16 protein-coding genes are annotated in these 18,130 nt (G+C 72.9%); 13 read left to right on the top strand and 3 right to left on the bottom strand.

Annotated features, from left to right (window positions below):
• Positions 1-47 precede the first annotated feature (47 nt).
• The 7 genes from ACFUUZ_RS21060 (at position 48) to mtnC (ending at position 6,929) form a co-directional block, all read left to right on the top strand.
• Positions 48-824, top strand: a complete 777-nt coding sequence (locus tag ACFUUZ_RS21060) for an alpha/beta hydrolase (RefSeq protein ID WP_378698672.1) — start codon at positions 48-50, stop codon at positions 822-824.
• A complete protein-coding gene (locus tag ACFUUZ_RS21055) occupies positions 821-1,126 on the top strand; it encodes an MGMT family protein (RefSeq protein ID WP_378698670.1) in 306 nt (101 codons plus the stop codon). Before ACFUUZ_RS21060 ends, ACFUUZ_RS21055 begins: the two co-directional genes overlap by 4 nt.
• 104 nt (positions 1,127-1,230) lie before the next feature.
• Positions 1,231-1,962 (top strand): VOC family protein, encoded by a 732-nt coding sequence (locus ACFUUZ_RS21050; RefSeq protein WP_378698668.1) that lies wholly within the window; start codon positions 1,231-1,233, stop codon positions 1,960-1,962.
• A gap of 10 nt (positions 1,963-1,972) precedes the next feature.
• Positions 1,973-3,805, top strand: a complete 1,833-nt coding sequence (locus ACFUUZ_RS21045) for an NTP transferase domain-containing protein (protein WP_378698666.1) — start codon at positions 1,973-1,975, stop codon at positions 3,803-3,805.
• Positions 3,806-3,891: 86 nt separating this feature from the next.
• Positions 3,892-5,679, top strand: coding sequence for an S-methyl-5-thioribose-1-phosphate isomerase (gene mtnA / locus ACFUUZ_RS21040; protein ID WP_378698664.1), 1,788 nt, complete (start codon positions 3,892-3,894; stop codon positions 5,677-5,679).
• Between the two features lie 3 nt (positions 5,680-5,682).
• Entirely contained in the window at positions 5,683-6,258 is a 576-nt protein-coding gene (locus ACFUUZ_RS21035) for an acireductone dioxygenase (RefSeq protein ID WP_378698662.1), read from the top strand.
• Entirely contained in the window at positions 6,255-6,929 is a 675-nt protein-coding gene (gene mtnC, locus ACFUUZ_RS21030) for an acireductone synthase (protein WP_378698660.1), read from the top strand. Before ACFUUZ_RS21035 ends, mtnC begins: the two co-directional genes overlap by 4 nt.
• Here mtnC and ACFUUZ_RS21025 read toward each other — a convergent pair whose 3' ends face one another.
• From ACFUUZ_RS21025 to ACFUUZ_RS21015, 3 genes are all read right to left on the bottom strand, one after another.
• The gene (locus tag ACFUUZ_RS21025) at positions 6,930-7,871 is read right to left on the bottom strand and encodes a hypothetical protein (RefSeq protein WP_378698658.1); all 942 of its coding nucleotides are present in this window, start codon (positions 7,869-7,871) and stop codon (positions 6,930-6,932) included.
• A gap of 367 nt (positions 7,872-8,238) precedes the next feature.
• Entirely contained in the window at positions 8,239-9,024 is a 786-nt protein-coding gene (locus ACFUUZ_RS21020; protein ID WP_378698656.1) for a helix-turn-helix transcriptional regulator, read from the bottom strand.
• 256 nt (positions 9,025-9,280) lie between these two features.
• Positions 9,281-10,060 (bottom strand): helix-turn-helix domain-containing protein, encoded by a 780-nt coding sequence (locus ACFUUZ_RS21015; RefSeq protein ID WP_378698654.1) that lies wholly within the window; start codon positions 10,058-10,060, stop codon positions 9,281-9,283.
• A gap of 336 nt (positions 10,061-10,396) precedes the next feature.
• Between ACFUUZ_RS21015 and ACFUUZ_RS21010 the strand changes: the two genes are divergently transcribed.
• The 6 genes from ACFUUZ_RS21010 to ACFUUZ_RS20985 all read left to right on the top strand — a co-directional run bounded on the left by ACFUUZ_RS21010 (position 10,397) and on the right by ACFUUZ_RS20985 (position 18,091).
• Positions 10,397-14,089, top strand: coding sequence for a nitrate reductase subunit alpha (locus tag ACFUUZ_RS21010; protein ID WP_378698652.1), 3,693 nt, complete (start codon positions 10,397-10,399; stop codon positions 14,087-14,089).
• Between the two features lie 10 nt (positions 14,090-14,099).
• Positions 14,100-15,842, top strand: a complete 1,743-nt coding sequence (narH, locus tag ACFUUZ_RS21005; protein ID WP_378698701.1) for a nitrate reductase subunit beta — start codon at positions 14,100-14,102, stop codon at positions 15,840-15,842.
• Positions 15,839-16,525, top strand: coding sequence for a nitrate reductase molybdenum cofactor assembly chaperone (gene narJ, locus ACFUUZ_RS21000; protein WP_378698650.1), 687 nt, complete (start codon positions 15,839-15,841; stop codon positions 16,523-16,525). The genes narH and narJ overlap by 4 nt, the downstream gene beginning before the upstream one ends.
• On the top strand, positions 16,522-17,259 hold the full coding sequence (gene narI / locus ACFUUZ_RS20995) for a respiratory nitrate reductase subunit gamma (protein ID WP_378698648.1): 738 nt from the start codon (positions 16,522-16,524) through the stop codon (positions 17,257-17,259). The genes narJ and narI overlap by 4 nt, the downstream gene beginning before the upstream one ends.
• Positions 17,260-17,349: 90 nt before the next feature.
• A complete protein-coding gene (locus tag ACFUUZ_RS20990; RefSeq protein WP_378698646.1) occupies positions 17,350-17,913 on the top strand; it encodes a hypothetical protein in 564 nt (187 codons plus the stop codon).
• Entirely contained in the window at positions 17,906-18,091 is a 186-nt protein-coding gene (locus ACFUUZ_RS20985) for a hypothetical protein (RefSeq protein ID WP_378698644.1), read from the top strand. The genes ACFUUZ_RS20990 and ACFUUZ_RS20985 overlap by 8 nt, the downstream gene beginning before the upstream one ends.
• Positions 18,092-18,130: the final 39 nt, after the last annotated feature.

The following is an 18,130-nucleotide window of genomic DNA, read 5'->3' as shown; positions in this document are numbered from 1 at the left end:
ACAGCTCCGCGGCGGCGGCCGCCGCGGGCCCGCGTCACAATGGTCCGATGCCCGATCTGCACGTCCACCGCTTCGGTCCGGAGACCGGCCCGGTCGTCCTCGCGCTGCACGGCGTGACCGGGCACGGCAAACGCTGGGCGGCGCTCGCCGCCGAGCACCTGCCCGACCTCCGGATCCTGGCGCCGGACCTGCGCGGGCACGGCCGCTCGACCGGGCTGCCGCCGTGGAACTTCGAGACCATCGTCGACGACCTGGTCGCGCTGCTGGCGGCGGAGGGGGTCGGGCCGGTGGTGCTGGTCGGGCACTCCTTCGGCGGGGCCTGCGCGCTGCACCTGGCGCACCGGCGGCCGGAGCTGGTGCGCGGCCTGGTGCTGCTGGACTCGGCGATCGGGCTGGAGCCGGAGCGGATGCTCGACATCGCGCTCTCCGCGCTGGCGCACCCGGACTACGACAGCGTGGCGCAGGCGCGCCGGGACAAGCAGGAGACCGGGTGGGGCGCGGTCGACCCGCGGCTGCTGGAGGCGGAGCTGGACGAGCACCTGGTGCCGACCGCCAACGGGCAGGTGGGGTGGCGGATGAGCATTCCCGCGGTCAACTCCTACTGGGGGCAGCTGGCGCGCGGCTACGTGCTTCCGCCCGCCGAGCTGCCGACGGTGCTGGTCCAGGCCATGCGGGTGCGGCCGCCGTTCCTCACGAGCGAGTTCCTGGCCGCGATCTCCGCGCGGCTCGGCTCGAATTTCCGGCTGCTGCAGTGGGATTGCGACCACATGGTGGCACAGGAGCTGCCCGCCGAGACGGCGGCGCTGATCCGGTCGATGCTGTGACGACCGGCGACGAGCAGATCGAGCGGGTGCGGGCGCTGGTGGCGGCGGTCCCGGCCGGGCGGGTGACCACCTACGGCGACCTGGCCGCGGCGGCCGGGCTCAGCAGCGCGCGCACGGTCGGCTGGATCATGCGCACCGACTCGGGCGACCTGCCCTGGCACCGGGTGATCGGCGCGAGCGGGCGCCCGGCCGCGCACCTCGCCGAGCGGCAGCTGCGGCTGCTCGCCGCCGAGGGGGTGCCGATCGCCGACGGGCGGGTCCGGTTGCGCGCCGCCCGCCACCTGTTCCCCGAGCCGGACTGATCGCCCGCGGGGTGTGTTCCGCCGGCCCGCCGGAAGGGCTCCCGCGCGCGTTCAACCGCGTCATTCGGCTGCTCGACCGGGGGTTCGCGCACTACCGTGGGGACATGTCCACCCGCCTGGTGTACGTCGCGGTCCGCGCGGAGCGGCCGCGGGCGCTCGCGGAGTTCTGGGCCCGGCTGCTCGGCTGGACCGTGACCCTGGACCGCGCCGACAGGGTCGACGTCGCCCCGCCGGATCCGGGGTTGCCCGGCCCGGCGCTCACCTTCCGCCCCGCCCAGCCGGACGCCCCCGCGCACACCACCCCCAACCGGCTGCACCTCGACCTCGCCTCGCACGGCCCGCGCGGCCAGGCCGACCGGGTGCGCCTCGCCCTCGAGCTGGGCGGCGCGCACGCGGACATCGGGCAGGGCGCGGTGCCGTGGGTGGTGCTCGCCGACCCGGAGGGCAACGAGTTCTGCGTGCTCGAACCGCGCCCGGAGTACGCGGGTACCGGCGCGCTGGCCGCGGTGGTGGTCGGCGCCGCGGAGCCCGCCCGGCTGGCGGCGTTCTGGTCGGTGGCGTCGGGGTGGCCGGTGGCCAGGGACGGCACCGTGGCCGGGCTGCGTTCGCCGACCGAGCTGGGGGCCTGGCTGGAGTTCATCCCGCAGCCGGGGCCGGGTGACGACCGGCTGCACCTGGAGCTCGGCACCCGCACCGCCCCCGCCGCGGCCACGCGGCTCGCCGCCGCGGGCGCCGTCCCCCGGCGGGCGGGGCCGTGCGGCGGCGCCCGCTTCCTCGACCCCGAGCACAATCCGTTCTGTCTGGTCGACGCCGGGCGCGGGGAGCCGACGAACTAGCATCGCCCCCATGGGGAACCGCGCCGCACCGCCGCCGGAGCGGGCCGACGCCGTCGTCCTTGCGGGTGGCAGGGCGAGCCGGATGGGCGGCGTCGACAAGCCGGGAATCGTGGTCGGCGGTCGGTCGCTGCTGGCGGCGGCGCTGGCGGCGGTAGCCGGGTGCGCGCGGGTCGCGGTGGTCGGGCCGGACCGCGCCGAGCTCGGGCCCGAGATTCTGCAGACCAGGGAGCAGCCGCCGGGCGCGGGCCCGGTCGCGGCGCTCGCCGCCGGGCTGGCGGCGCTCGGCGCCGACCCCGCGCCGCTGGTCGTGGTGCTCGCCGCGGACCTGCCCTTCCTCACCGCCGACACCGTGCACCGGTTGATCGCCCAGCTCGGGGCGGCGGACGCGGCCTTCGCGGCGGACCGGGACGGCCGCCCGCAGTACCTGATCGGGGTGTGGCGGCGCCGGGCGCTCGACGCCGCGCTGGCCGGGCTCGGCTCGCCGGTGAACCACCCGATGAAGGCGCTGGTCCCGGCCGCGAGCACGGTGCTCGAGCTGCCGGGCACCGACGACTGCGACACCGCCGACCAGGTGCTGCGCGCGCGCACCGCGCTCGGCGACACCCTGGACGACGCGCGCGCCGCGCTGCGCACCGGGCTCACCCCGCTGCCCGCCCGCGCCAGCGCGCTCGCCGACGCGCGCGGCGCCGCGCTGGCCGAGCCGCTGCACGCCGCCGGGCCGCTCCCCCGCTTCGACGTCTCCGCCATGGACGGGTACGCCGTTTCGGGGCCGGGTCCGTGGCGGATCCGCCGCGATATCGGGTACGCGGGCGGCGAGCGTCCGGCGGGGTTGGAGCCGGGCGAGGCGGTGCGGATCGCCACCGGCGCGCACGTCCCCGACGGCACCACCCGCGTCGTCCGCGACGAGTTCGCCACCCTGCTGCCAGACGCACCCGCACGCGCGGACGAATCGGGTGATCCGCGCACACCCGGGCACTCGGACGCACCGGGCGCCGATCCGCAAAATGCCCGAGTGGAAACACTCGCTCTCCTCCCCGACTCCCCGGTTCGCGGCGATATCCGCAGGCAGGGCGAGGACCGCGCCACCGGCGACGAGATCGCCCCCGCGGGCGCCGCGATCACCACGGCGCTGATCTCGGCCGCCGCCTCGGTCGAGGTCACCGCCGCGACCGTGCGCGGCCCGGTCCGCGCCCGGATCGTCATGACCGGCGACGAGATCCGCGCCGACGGCCCGCTGCACGCCGGGCAGACCAGGGACTCCATCGGCCCGGTGCTGCCCCGGCTGCTCGCGGGCTGCGGCATCGTCGCCGTCGACCGGGTGCACCTGCGCGACACCGCGCACGGCTTCGACGCCGTCCTGGCGGCCGCGCACGACCGCGACCTGCTGGTGGTGGTCGGCGCGACCGGCGGCGGCGCGGCCGACCAGCTGCGCGGCGCGGTGGCCCGCGCGGGCGCGCGGATCCTGGTCCCGCGGCTCCGGCTGCGCCCGGGCGGCTCCACCCTGGTGGCCGAGACGACCTCGGGGACAACGGTTCTCGGACTCCCCGGCAACCCGTACGCCGCGGTCGCGACGCTGCTCGCGCTCGCCCCGGCCATCGTGGCGGGCCGCACCGGCGCCACCCCGCGCCCCGCGCAGCGCGGCCCGCTGCACAATGCCGCCGAGATCGCGGCGCCGGTGCCGCGCATCGTCCCCGCCAGGCACGCGCCGGAGGGCGGCTTCCGCGGCGACCCCGCCGTCCGCACCGCGCACCTCGGCGGGCTGATCGACCGGGACGGGCTGGTGGTGGTCCCGGCGGGCGCGGCGGACGGCGCGCTCGTCGAATTCCTCGCCCTGCCCGGCTGATCCAGCATTGCGCGCGCGCTGAATCGATTCTGGCGACCCGCCGCCACCGCTGGTTCACTGGAGAACGACCGGAAGGACGACACCCGATGGACGACAGCTCCCTGCGCTGGGCGGACGGCGCGCTGGTCACCCTCGACCAGCGCGCGCTGCCGCACGAGAGCCGCGAATTGCGGCTCGGCACGGTCGACGCGGTGATCGATGCCATCCGGACGCTCGCCGTGCGCGGGGCACCGGCGATCGGCATCGCGGGCGCCTTCGGGGTCGCCGTCGCCACCGCCGCGCACACCGGCCCGGCCGGGGTCGACCTGGCCGCCGTGCGCGCCGAGGCCGACCGGCTGGTGGCCGCGCGGCCGACCGCGGTGAACCTGGCCTGGGCGGTGCGCCGGGTGGTCGCGCTCGCCCCCGCGGGCGCCGACGCCGTGCTCGCCGAGGTGCTGGCCATGCTCGACGAGGACGCCGCCGTCAACCGCGCCGCCGCCACGCACGCCGCCGACCTGGTGCAGCGGCTGACCCCGGACCGCCCGCTTCGGCTGCTCACGCACTGCAATACCGGCCGGCTCGCGACCAGCGCCTTCGGCACGGCGTTCGGCGCGATCCGGGTGCTGGCCGAGCGCGGCGCCGTCACCGAGGTGCTGGTGGACGAGACCCGCCCGCTGCTGCAGGGCGCGCGGCTCACCACCTGGGAGCTGGCCGCCGCGGGCATCCCGCACCGGCTCCTCGTCGACTCCGCCGCGGCGTGGGCCATGGCGAACGGGCTGGTGGACGCGGTGCTGGTCGGTGCGGACCGGGTCGCCGCGGACGGCGCGGTGGCGAACAAGATCGGCACCTACGGGCTGGCGCTGGCCGCGCGGCACCACGGCATTCCCTTCGTGGTGGTCGCCCCGGAGTCGACGCGGGACTCGGCGACCGCGACCGGCGCGGAGATCGTGGTCGAGGAGCGCGCCGCCGAGGAGGTGACCGGGTTCGCCGGCACCGCGGCAGCGCCCGCCGGGACCGCCGCCTACAACCCGGCCTTCGACGTCACCCCGCCGGAGCTGGTGACCGCGGTGGTCACCGAGCGCGGAGTGGTCTCCGGCACGGTGCTCGGCGAGGGGTCAGGCGTGGTCGCCCCGTTCTCCGGCACGACCGCCGACCAGGCCCACCCTGCCACCGCGGTCGCCGACACCGTGCATGACGGCCGAGCCGGCCTGGACGCCGCGCTTCCCGGCACAGCACTCGCCGAGCGGGCCTGCGCGGCCGCCACCGTTTCCGGCCCCCTGCGCGACGAGCAAGCCCGCGCGGTCGCGGCGGTCTCGCGCGAGCTGCACGCGCGCGGCTGGATGCCGGGCACCGCGGGCAATATCTCGGTGCGCTCCGGCCCGAACGCGGTGATCACCGGGAGCGGCCTCGCCAAGGGCGAGCTGGGCCCGGCCGACATGGTCACCGTGCGCATCGCCGACGGCACCGCCATCGCAGGCACCCGGCGCCCGTCGGCCGAGACCGCCATCCACACCGCCGTCTACCGGACCACGGACGCGGGCGCCGTCGTGCACGTGCACTCCCCCGCCGCCACCGTCCTCGCCACCCGCTCCGGCCCCGGCCCGCTCTCGATCACCGGCTACGAGCTGATCAAGGGCCTCACCACCGGCACCACGCTCACGCTCCCGGTCTTCGCCAACCACGCCGACGTCGCCGCGATCGGCGCGGAGGTCGAGCACCACCTCCGCGAGAACCCCGGCGCCGCACCGGTTCTCGCCATCACCGCGCACGGGATCACCACCTGGGGCGCGGACCTCGCCCAGGCGCGGGACCGCGCGGAGTGCCTGGAGGCGCTCTGCGACCTGGTCGAGCGCACCGGCCGCACGCACCCCGTCGACCCACTCGAGATCGGATAGGACATGACCCTGCTCCAGGTGATGAGCGCCGACCGCCCGGACGAGGTCCGGGTGCGGACCACCGACCGCACGGCCATCGCGGCCGAGCTCGCCGCGCACGGCATCCACTTCGACAGCTGGCCCGCGCTGGACGGCGCCGCCGCCCGCCCCTCCGACGAGCTGCTCGCGGCCTACGCCGACCGGATCGCCGAGCTGGACCGGGCCGGGAAGTACCGGCACGTCGACGTGGCCAGGCTGCACCCGGACGACAGCGACCCGCAGTGGCCGGTGGTCGCCGCGGCCGCCCGCGCGAAGTTCCGCCCCGAGCACCGGCACGCCGAGGACGAGGTGCGCTTCTTCGCCGCGGGCCGCGGCTGCTTCTACCTGCACATCGAGGACGCGGTGCTGGCCGTTGTCTGCGAGGCGGGCGACCTGCTCGCGGTCCCGGCGGGCACCACGCACTGGTTCGACATGGGCGACCGCCCCGACTTCGTCGCGCTGCGCTTCTTCGAGGCCGAGGACGGCTGGGTCGGCGACTTCACCGGCGCGACGATCAGCGACGGCTTCCCCTCGCTCGACGAGCTGCTGACCGCCCGGTGACCACCGCCGTCGTCCTCGACATCGAGGGCACCACCAGCGCGACCGCGGCCGTGCAGGAGCGGCTCTACGGCTACACCCGGCGCGAGCTGCCGCACTGGATCGCCACCGACGCGGCGGCCCCGGTCCGTGCCGCGACCGCGGCGCTGGCCGAGCGCCAGGACGCCACCCCGGACGAGCTGGCCCGGATCCTGCTCGACTGGCTGGACACCGACGTCAAGGCCGAGCCGCTCAAGCTGGCCCAGGGGCTGATCTGCCACGCCGGGTTCCGGGCGGGCGCGCTGCACGGCGCCTTCTTCCCGGACGTCGCGCCCGCGCTGCGCGGCTGGCACGCGGCGGGGCTGCGGCTCGCGGTCTACTCCTCCGGCTCGGAGCGCAACCAGCGGGACTGGTTCGGCTTCGCCGAGGACGGCGAGCAGGCCTCGCTGATCTCCGTCTGGTTCGACCTGACCACGGCCGGGCCGAAGCGCGAGCCGGGCTCGTACCGCCGGATCGCGGCGGCGCTGGCGCTCGACCCCGGCGAGCTGCTCTTCCTCTCCGACCACCCGGACGAGCTGGACGCGGCGGTGGCCGCGGGCTGGCGGGCGGTCGGCGTGCACCGCGCGGGCGAGCCGAACGCCCCGCGGCCGCCGCACCGCTGGATCGCGGAGTTCGGCGAGCTCGAACTCGGCTGACTACCCGCTGTGCGCGCGCAGCGTCACCTGCCTGCCGGAGCGGTCGGTGGCGAAGATGCGGCGGGCGTGCAGCGCGACCGGGCTGGTCGACCACGGCGCCAGCGCGGTGGTGAACATGAGCTCGCACCAGGAGAGCGCGGGCACCTCGCCCGCCGCCAGGGTGGCGATCAGCGAGAGCTCGGTGTCCTGCTCCTGCCAGGCGGCGATCAGCCAGGCCGCGTCCAGCCTGCCGAGGAACTCGATGGCGTCCTCGGGCGGGCCGTGCGGGGTGTCCACCGCGAGGTGGACCACCGCGGCGATGGCGTGCCGCATCTTGGCGTCGAGCCCGACCGCGTCGTGCAGCAGCAGCGCCTCCAGGGCGGCCCGCAGCTCGACGCTCTCGTCGATGGGGTCGAAGGAATCCGGACGGTCGGCGGTGGCGTGGTACATGGTGGCAAGCCTTTCCTCTGGGGCCGTATGGAGTTGTCGGTGCAGGAGCCGGGCGGTGGAGGCCGGGTCGGCGGCGTCGTCGAGCGCCGCGGGTTCGCAGTCGCCGATGAGGTCGTCGAGGGTGCCGGTCCGCCAGTTCAGCCGCCCGTAGGCGTTGCACCAGTCGAGTGCGGGATTGTCGTCGGTGACGATCAGATCCAGCGCCAGCCCGGCCAGGGAGGCCGCGCAGGCCAGAGCCGTCGCGTCGAGGTCGGCGTCGATGACGCAGAGGTGCAGGGTGGCCTCGTCCAGCCCCGCGTCGGTGCGCGCCCGGCCCGCGAGCCAGACCGCGCGGGCCGCCGCGGCGGTCGCCGCGGCCTGCCGGTCACCGCGCGGGTGGTCCGGGTCGTCGGCCGCGAACGGCCCGTACCACAGCGCGTTCCCCTCCTCCCCGCACACCGCGAAGGTGCCGGAGCTGCCGTCACCGGCCGCGGCCAGTGAGATATGCGGTACCGAATCGAAACGCTGCGCCATTCCGGCTCACTTCCCCGCGGTCCCCGATTCCGGTCCGGTTCGAAAGAACCACTGGATCCCTGCTCCGGAATACGTCTCGCCCACTCGAGCTGAATTGTCTCGGAGTCAGGTCTACCGAGGCGGACAGGCAGATGTCCACGAATCGCCGTTGTTCCGGCAAACCCCTTGTTGTACATACACCCGGCAGTGACACACCGGATTCCGCTGAACCCCAGGCGGAATCGATCGTGGTCGGGCAAAATCTCGGCATTCGCTACGAAGCAGGCACCGCGAAGCACTCGCTCGTACGAATCGGGCCGCCGCCGCCTCCGGCGAGACGCTCTGGCTAACTTCCAGTTAATCGAAATCGCCGGTTTGCCCGGCCATCTCAGCGCACCCGCATGCCGAGGTAGTACTGCACGAAGCCCGGGTAGGGGCCCGCATCGAGCAGGAAGGTCTGCACCGCGATGTGCTGCGGCACCCCGGTGCGCGGGTCGCGCAGGTACATGGCCAGCCGCTCGCGCCCGTACGAGGCGCCGCCGCGCTCCCACAACCTGCGGAACTCGGGGAATTCGGCCAGCTCCGCGAGAAAACCGACCGCCCATTCCGATTCGGCGTAGCGGCCGATCGCCGCGCGCAGCGACTGCACCGCGAGCAGGGCCTCGTCCTCCCACTCCAGCACCACGCGCGCCGCCGCCGGGTCGGCGAAGTACCAGCGCAGCACGTTGCCCGTCGCCTCGAGCCCGGGAAACGCCGCGCGGTACGCCTCGTTGCAGGCCAGCACATTCCAGCGAATGTCCAGATAGGCGGCGAGATTGGGCTCCTGCATGGCCAGCGTGCGGTGCATGTCGCGGGTGATCGCGGCGCGCAGCGTGGCGGGCTCGGGCAGCTCGACGTGGTCCAGCCCGGCCAGCTCCAGCAGGTGCCTGCGCTCGTCGTCGCCGAGCGTGGAGATCCGGTCGAGGTAGTCGATCAGGGCCGCGATCACCGGGCGGGTCGGGCGGTCCCGATCACCGTTCTCCAGGTGCGTGATGTAGCTGGCGCTCACCCCCGCCGCGAAGGCCAGCTTCTCCCTGGAGATCCGGCGGCTGTCCCGCAACTCCCGGAGCAGCCCCCCCAGTGTCGGCAGCCGCAGCTGCCCCTCCGCACCCGACCCGGGTGTCTTGCGTGCCACAGCAACCCCGCTCCCGACTCACATCCGACGCAGTACCGTAGTTGATCACAGGCGGCCCGGCTTTCCGGTGGCAAACCGAAGGGGCGCGGCGGTGCGAGACATTTCCCACAGCGCGTGCCATATCGGCGGCCCACCCCGTCGAGCACGCTGAGCCGATATTAAACGACGAATTACCGGGGAAATGACCCCGCGCCGCGCGGCGGAGTGAAGTGGGGACCTTCGGCCCTGCCGATCGTCCCTGCCCGGCGGCGCGGCCTCAGCCGCTGCGCAGGCCGAGGAAGAACCGGATCCAGCCGGGGTGCACGCCGGAGTCCACCTCGTAGACCTGGAACTCCAGCTCGCGGGGCGCCGCGGCGGCGTGGAAGCGCAGCCGCGGCAGGTCGCCGCCGTAGGAGATGGCACCGGTGCTCCACAGCCTGCGGAACTCCTGGTACCGGCTCAGCTCGGCCAGCAGCGCGCCCGCCCACGCCGCCTCGCCGGGCCTGCCGATCCGGCCGCGCAGGTTGGCGACGCTGAGCGCGGTGACCCGGTCCCAGTCCGGCAGCGCCCGCCTGGCCTGCGGGTCGCCGAACATCCAGTGCAGCATGTTCCCGCCCTCGGCCAGGCCGGGGCAGAGCGCCGCGGCGGGCCCGTTCACCGCGAGCAGGTTCCAGCGCGCGTCGAAGAAGCCCGCCGGGTTCGGCTCGTGCAGGCTCAGGCCGCGGCGCATGGCGGGGCCGATCCCGGCGCGCAGCTCGTCGACGGTGGGCACCTCGGTGACGGCCAGCCCGGCCAGCTCGAACAGGTGCCTGCGGTCGTCGGCGGGCAGCCTGCCCACCCGGTCCAGGTAGCGGAGCAGCGCGTCGACCACCGAGCGGGTGGGGTGCTCGCGCTCGCCGCTCTCCAGGTGCGCGATGTAGCTGGCGCTCACCCCGGCGGCGAAGGCCAGTTTCTCGCGGGAGACGCCGCGATCGTCCCGGATCCGGCGCAGCGTCCCCCCGAAGGTCGGGGGCGCCACGTCGAGGCGATCGCGAGCTTCCAGCACACCATCCGGCACGGCACACCACTCCCTGCGCTGTCGTACACCGCGAACCGGCGGACCTCATCGACGCGTCGGCCGCGGTGTGTGGGCCGATCCTGTGTTGCCCCATGCTCAGCGATCAGCGCGGAAACAGCGCGCGGAGCCACGAAACTTTATCGATTCTTTACCTTCGGCCCGGCCGCCCGCCGTGTAAACAAATGTAAAGCGCCGGAGAACCGGCGGTTTCCGAACCTTCACCGCGGCCCGTTCCACCAGCCGTCGACCGGCACGGCGTGACCGCGGTGTTGCGGCCGCCTCACACCTCACCCCGGCCCGAAGCAGGGTGTGAGACAACCGTTTTGACCTGCGACGATGCCTCCTTACCCTCGGGTGGTGGCCGATACGCGAGAAACGCAGGATCCGGGTGACGCGCTGCTCCGGCTCGGGCGCTACTTCCGGCGCGACGAGACCTCGGACGATCTGCGCAGCGTGCACCGGGTGGGCGGGCGCTCGGCCGACGAGTTCTACCGCGACCGCTGGTCGCACGACAAGGTGGTGCGCTCGACGCACGGGGTGAACTGCACCGGCTCGTGCTCCTGGAAGATCTACGTCAAGGACGGCGTGATCACCTGGGAGTCGCAGCAGACCGACTACCCCTCGGTCGGCGCGGACAAGCCGGAGTACGAGCCGCGCGGCTGCCCGCGCGGCGCCTCCTTCTCCTGGTACACCTACTCCCCCGCCCGGGTGCGCTACCCGTACGTGCGCGGGGTGCTGCTCAAGCTGTACCGGGAGGCCAAGGAGCGGCTCAAGGATCCCGTGCTGGCCTGGGCCGATGTGGTCGAGGACCCGGAGAAGGCGAAGCGGTACAAGGCCGCGCGCGGCAAGGGCGGGTTCGTCCGGGCCGAGTGGTGGGAGGCGGCGGAGATCGCGGCCGCGGCGCACGTGCACACGGTGAAGGAGTACGGGCCGGACCGGGTGGCCGGGTTCTCCCCGATCCCGGCCATGTCCATGGTCAGCCACGCCGCGGGGGCCAGGTTCATCTCGCTGCTCGGCGGCTCCATGCTCTCCTTCTACGACTGGTACGCCGACCTCCCGGTGGCATCGCCGCAGGTCTTCGGCGACCAGACCGACGTGCCGGAGTCGGCGGACTGGTTCGACGCGAGCTACCTGATCATGTGGGGCTCGAACGTCCCGGTGACCAGGACCCCGGACGCGCACTACATGACCGAGGCGCGCTACCGCGGCCAGAAGGTCATCGTGGTCTCGCCGGACTACGCCGACAACACCAAGTTCGCCGACGAGTGGGTCCCCGCCCGCCCCGGCACCGACGCCGCGCTCGCCATGTCCATGGGCCACGTCATCCTGCGCGAGTTCTTCGCCGAGCGGCGCACCGAGCGGTTCCACGAGTACGTCACCAAGTACACCGACCTGCCGTACCTGGTCTGCCTGGACGGCGAGCTCCCCGGCAAGTTCCTCACCGCCGCCGACCTGGGCGAATCCGGCGAGGGCGCCGCGCACAAGCCGGTCCTGCTCGACGAGGGCGGCGCGGCGGTCGTGCCCAACGGCGCGCTCGGCCACCGCTTCAACGCCGCCGACGCGGGCCACTGGAACCTGGACCTCGGCGACACCCGCCCGCTGCTCACCCTGCTCGGCGGCGAGCCCGCCACCGTGCGGCTGCCGCGCTTCGACGCCGACTCCCCCGAGGTGCTGCTGCGCGGGGTGCCGACCCGCGAGATCGCGGGCAAACGGGTGACCACCGTCTTCGACCTGCTGCTCGCGCAGTACGGGGTCGGCCGCGACGGCCTGCCCGGCGACTGGCCGACCGGCTACGACGACGCCGAGCGGCCGTACACCCCGGCCTGGCAGGAGCGGATCACCGGCGTCCCGGCGGTGCAGGCGGAGCGGATCGCGCGCGAGTTCGCCGACAATGCCGAGCGCTCCGGCGGGCGCTCCATGATCCTCATGGGCGCTGGCACCAACCACTGGTTCCACTCCGACCAGATCTACCGCTCGTTCTTCACCCTGACCCTGCTCACCGGCTGCCAGGGCGTGAACGGCGGCGGCTGGGCGCACTACGTCGGGCAGGAGAAGTGCCGCCCGGTGACCGGCTGGTCCACGCTGGCCTTCGGGCTGGACTGGCAGCGCCCGCCGCGGCAGATGCAGGGCACCGTCTTCTGGTACCTGAGCAACGACCAGTGGCGCTACGACCCCTTCACCGCCGAGTCCTTCGCCTCCCCGCTCGGCACCGGCCGCTTCGCCGGGCGCACCGCCGCGGACAATATCGCGCTCGCCACCCGGCTCGGCTGGATGCCGAGCTACCCCACCTTCGACCGCAACCCGCTCGACCTCGCCGACCAGGCCGCCGAGGCGGGCAAGCCGGCGGCCGAATACATCGTGGACGAGCTGAAGGCGGAGAACCTCCGCTTCGCCTGCGAGGACCCGGACGCCCCGGAGAACTTCCCGCGCTGCCTGACGGTGTGGCGGGCGAACCTGCTCGGCTCCTCCGGCAAGGGCAACGAGTACTTCCACCGGCACCTGCTCGGCACCGACTCCAATCTGCAGACCGACGACACCCCGGGCGTCCGCCCGCAGGAGCTGGTCTGGCGCGACGAGGCCGCCACCGGCAAGCTCGACCTGCTGCTCTCGCTCGACTTCCGGATGACCAGCACCACGCTCTTCAGCGATATCGTGCTGCCCGCCGCCACCTGGTACGAGAAGCACGACCTCTCCTCCACCGACATGCACCCCTTCGTGCACGCCTTCTCCCCGGCCATCTCGCCGCCGTGGGAGGCGAAGACCGACTTCGAGGCGTTCCACCGGATCGCGCGCGGCTTCTCCTGGCTCGCGGAGAAGCACCTCGGGGTGCGCAAGGACATCGTCGCCGTCCCGCTGCAGCACGACTCCCCGGACGCGCTCGCCCAGGCGGGCGGGAAGGTGCTGGACTGGAAGGCGGGCGAGTGCGAGCCGATCCCCGGCCGCACCATGCCCAAGCTGGTCGAGGTCGAACGCGACTACCCGCGGCTGGCGGAAAAGATGGCGGCGCTCGGCCCGCTGGTGGAGACGCTCGGCACCACCACCAAGGGCGTCACCACCTACCCCGAGCCGGAGGTCCGCTACCTGGCCGGGACCAATGGCACCATCGTCTCCGGGATCGCGCAGGGCAGGCCGTCGCTGGCCAAGGACACGCACGCCGCCGAGGCGATCCTGGCGCTCTCCGGCACCACCAACGGCAGGCTGGCGGTGGAGGGGTTCGAGGCGCTGGAGCGGCGCACCGGCACCGAGCTCGCCGACCTGGCCCGCGAGCACGAAGGCAAGCGGATCACCTTCGCCGACACCCAGGCGCGCCCGGTCCCGGTGATCACCTCCCCGGAGTGGTCCGGCAGCGAGACCGGCGGCCGCCGCTACTCCCCGTTCACCATCAATACCGAGCGGCTCAAGCCCTGGCACACGCTCACCGGCCGCCAGCACTTCTACCTCGACCACGACTGGATGATCGAGCTCGGCGAGCAGCTGCCGGTCTTCCGGCCGCCGCTGGACATGTCCGCGCTGTTCGCCGAGCCCGGCATCGGCAGCGTCACCGAGCGCGGCGTCACCGTGCGCTACCTGACCCCGCACTCCAAGTGGTCCATCCACTCCGCCTACCAGGACAACCTGCACATGCTCACGCTGAGCCGGGGCGGGCAGTCGATCTGGATGTCGGAGAAGGACGCCGCCAAGATCGGGGTGGCGGACAACGACTGGATCGAGGCGGTGAACCGCAACGGCGTCGTGGTGGCGCGCGCCATCGTCAGCCACCGGATGCCGGAGGGCACCGTCTTCATGTACCACGCGCAGGACCGCGCGGTGGACGTCCCGCGGATCGAGGGCACCGGCGCCGCCGACTTCAAGGGCAAGGGCAAGCGCGGCGGCATCCACAATGCGCTCACCCGCATCATGATCAAGCCCTCGCACCTCATCGGCGGGTACGCGCAGCAGTCCTTCGCGCTGAACTACCACGGCCCCACCGGAAATCAGCGCGACGAGGTCACCACGATTCGCCGCCGCTCGCAGGAAGTCGAGTACTGATATGCGTGTCATGGCCCAGCTCGCCATGGTGATGAACCTGGACAAGTGCATCGGCTGCCACACCTGCAGCGTCACCTGCAAGCAGGCGTGGACCAACCGCGGCGGCACCGAGTACGTCTGGTTCAACAATGTGGAGACCCGCCCCGGCCAGGGGTACCCGCGGCAGTACCAGGACCAGGAGCGGTGGAAGGGCGGGTGGACGCTCAACAAGCGCGGCAAGCTCACCCTGAAATCCGGCTCCCGGCTCAAGCGGTTGCTGAACATCTTCGCCAACCCGGAGCTGCCCACCGTCGCGGACTACTACGAGCCGTGGAGCTACGACTACGACAACCTGCTCTCCTCGCCGCCGTCGGACACCGTGCCGGTGGCCCGGCCGAAGTCGCTCATCACCGGCGAGGACACCCAGGTCACCTGGGGCGCGAACTGGGACGACGACCTCGGCTCCGGGCCCGAGCAGGTGGGCCGCGACCCGCTGCTCGGCAAGCTCTCCGAGCAGGTCAAGCTGGAGTTCGAGCAGACCTTCATGTTCTACCTGCCGCGCATCTGCGAGCACTGCCTGAACCCGTCCTGCGCGGCCTCCTGCCCCTCCGGCGCCATCTACAAGCGCGCCGAGGACGGCATCGTGCTGGTCGACCAGGACAAGTGCCGCGGCTGGCGGCAGTGCGTCACCGGCTGCCCGTACAAGAAGATCTACTTCAACCACAAGACCGGCAAGGCCGAGAAGTGCACCTTCTGCTACCCGCGGGTGGAGGTCGGGATTCCGACGGTGTGCTCGGAGACCTGTGTCGGGCGGCTGCGCTACATCGGCGTCATGCTCTACGACGCGGACAAGGTGGCGGAGGCGGCGGCGGTGACGGAGGTCGCCGACCTCTACCCGTCGCAGCTCGGGGTGTTCCTCAACCCGCACGACCCGCGGGTGATCGCCGAGGCCGAGCGGGCCGGGATCTCGCCGGAATGGATTCAGGCAGCGCAGGATTCGCCGGTCTACAAGCTCATCGTGGACTACCAGATCGCGCTGCCGCTGCATCCGGAGTACCGGACCATGCCGATGGTCTGGTACGTGCCGCCGCTCTCGCCCGTTGTCGACGTGCTGAGCGAGACCGGGCACGACGGTGAGGATGCCGGGAATCTGTTCGGCGCCATCGATGCGCTGCGAATTCCGGTGGAGTACCTGGCCGAGCTGTTCACCGCCGGGGAGGTCGGGCCGGTGCGGGCAGCCTTGCAGCGGTTGGCCGGGATGCGTTCGTTCATGCGCTCGGTGAACCTGGGTCAGGAGCCGGATCTGACCATCGCGCCGTCCATTCGGCTGGAGCCGGAGGAGATCGAGGCCATGTATCGGCTGCTCGCCATTGCCAAGTACGAGCACCGGTACGTGATTCCCAGCGGGGCCGGGTCCGAGGCGCATCAGCTGGATTCGCTGGCGACCGGGTGCAGTCTGGATGTGGACGGCGGGCCGGGGATGACGGCGCTGGATCAGATGGTGGAGAAGTTCCACCTGGCGGATACGAATTCCGCTGCGCCGGAGTCGAAATCGGGGCGTATCAATCTGCTGGACTGGGACGGGCGCAGTACGCAGGGGCTGGTGCCCGTCGGGGGCGGCAACGCGGACTCGGCGGGCGAGAACGGTTCGGCGAGCGGGAACGGCTCCGCGACGGGTACGAGTGCGCGGCGTGGCAACGGCGCCGCGCCGGCGGGTGGCAACGGCGCCACCCGGCCCGGCGGCGCCTCGACCGACGAGGCGGCCGTGCGATGAGCCTGCTCAAACTGCGCCGCCGCCCGGAGCCCGCGGTCGCGCTGCCCGAGCCGGACCGGCTGCTGGTCTGGCGCCTCGCCGCACTGCTCCTCGACTACCCGAGCCGGGAGACGCTCGACCTGCTCGACACCGTGTCGTCCGCCGTCGAGCGGCTCCCCGCACCGATCGGCCCGTCGCTGGCCGAGTTCATCGGCTACCTGCGCGGCACCGACGAGATCTCGCTCGCCGCGACCTACGTCGAAACCTTCGACCTGCGCAAACGCGCCAGCCTGCACCTCACCTTCTACGCCTACGGCGACACCCGCAAGCGCGGCATGGCGCTGCTCCGCTTCAAGCACGCCTACCAGCACGCCGGGGTCGAACTCGACGACCGCGAACTCCCCGACCACCTCCCGGTCCTGCTGGAATTCGCCGCCACCGTCGACCTCGTCGGCGGCGAACGCCTGCTCGGCGAGCACCTCCCGGTGATCGAACTCCTCCGCCTCTCGCTCGCCGACACCGGCTCCCCCTACGCCGCCGTCCTCGCCGCGGTGACCGCCACGCTCCCGCCGCTCACCACCGCCGACCGCAGGCGGATCGCCGAACTCGCCGCCCAGGGTCCGCCCGACGAGGACGTCGGCCTGGAGCCGTTCGCCATGGACCCCAGCCTGTTCACCGCCTCCGGAGGGGAAGGCCGCCGATGAGCACCATCGTCTGGATGACGCTGCCCTACATCGCCTTCACGTCATTCCTGCTCGGCCACGTCTGGCGCTACCGCACCGACCAGTTCGGCTGGACCACCCGCTCCTCCCAGCTGCACGAGAGCCGCCTGCTCCGCCTCGGCTCCCCGCTCTTCCACTTCGGCATGCTCGGCGTCTTCGGCGGCCACGTCCTCGGCGTCCTCATCCCCCAGTCCTGGACCGACGCCATCGGCATCTCGCACCACACGTACCACGTGGTCGCCGTGGGCGCGGGGTCCGTCGCCGGCTTCGCCGTGATCGCGGGCATCGGCATCCTGCTCTACCGCCGCTTCACCGTCCCCGCCGTGCGCCGAGCGACCACCCGCTCCGACAAGATCATGTACTTCCTGCTGGCAGGCGCCCTGATCACCGGCCTGCTCAACACCGTCGGCAGCAACCTGCTCTGGGGCACCTACAACTATCGCGAAACCGTCTCCCCCTGGTTCCGCAGTCTCTTCACCGTCGACCCCCAGCCGGAGTTGATGGTCGGGGTGCCGTGGACCTTCCAAGCCCACGGCCTGTTCGTCCTGGTCCTGGTCGCCATCTGGCCCTACACCCGGCTGGTGCACATGTTCAGTGCACCGATCGGGTACCTCACGCGGCCGTACATCGTGTACCGCAGCAAGGAGACGAACGCCGCCGATACGCGGCGCTACGCGCGGGCGTGGGAAACCTCAATGCTTCCGCCCGGCAGGTGATTTCGCCCTCCCCGCGCACCGGACTACGGTCGTCGCGTGCCGCGACCAAGGTCCTCCGCCCTCGCCCGCTGGAAGTCCGAACGCTGCGGTGTGCTCAACAGCCTCGAGGCCGTGCATACCGCAGCGACCGGCGGGCGCCCCGGCCGCTGGAACGCGACCAAGCACCTGAACCTCGCGCTCTTCGTGAGTCTCGCGGCCGAGTTCCAGGGCTACTGCCGCGACCTGCACGACGACGCTGCGATCGTGCTGGCAGGAAGCCTCGCGCCAGGGAACGACCAGCAGATCCCGGTCGTCCTGAACGCACTGGTCCGGGAACGCAGACTCGACCGCGGTAACGCCTCCCCAGCGGCGCTCGGCAGCGACTTCGCGGTCCTCGGCCTCACCCTCTGGCCCACGATCCATGCCACCTACCCGACTCGGGGCAAGCAGTGGAACTCGACGCTGACCGCGCTGAACGAGGTCCGCAATGCGGTCGCGCACAGCGATGGCGCCAAACTGCGCGAAGCACGCCGCAGCCATCCACTACACCTGGGTACATTCCGGCGGTGGCGACGCTCGCTCGACGGTGCGGCCGCTGGCCTCGACCGGGTCGTCGGTGCACACTTGGTGGACCTGACGGGAACGAACTGGGACGAGGAGGGCGGGCATGCTTGAGCGGAAGCGGAGGTCGCTGCACCCGGGCGACCGGATCCGAGTGCGCTTCGGGCGGCGTCTCGTCGATGGAACCGTCACCAGCGTGCGGAACGGGCACGCGCACGTCTCGCTCGATATCGAGGGCACGGACGGCCCGGTCGGCGGGTTCTACCCCGAGAGTTCGCTGCTTCCGGCCTGAGCGGATGAGGCTGCCGCCGCGGGCAGGCACGGTGTGCTG

The organism is Nocardia sp. NPDC057353, assembly GCF_042667085.1.
Taxonomy (GTDB): Bacteria; Actinomycetota; Actinomycetes; order Mycobacteriales; family Mycobacteriaceae; genus Nocardia.
The sequence above is the reverse complement of the archived record's forward strand: the minus strand, read 5'-3'. Positions and strand labels throughout refer to the sequence as shown.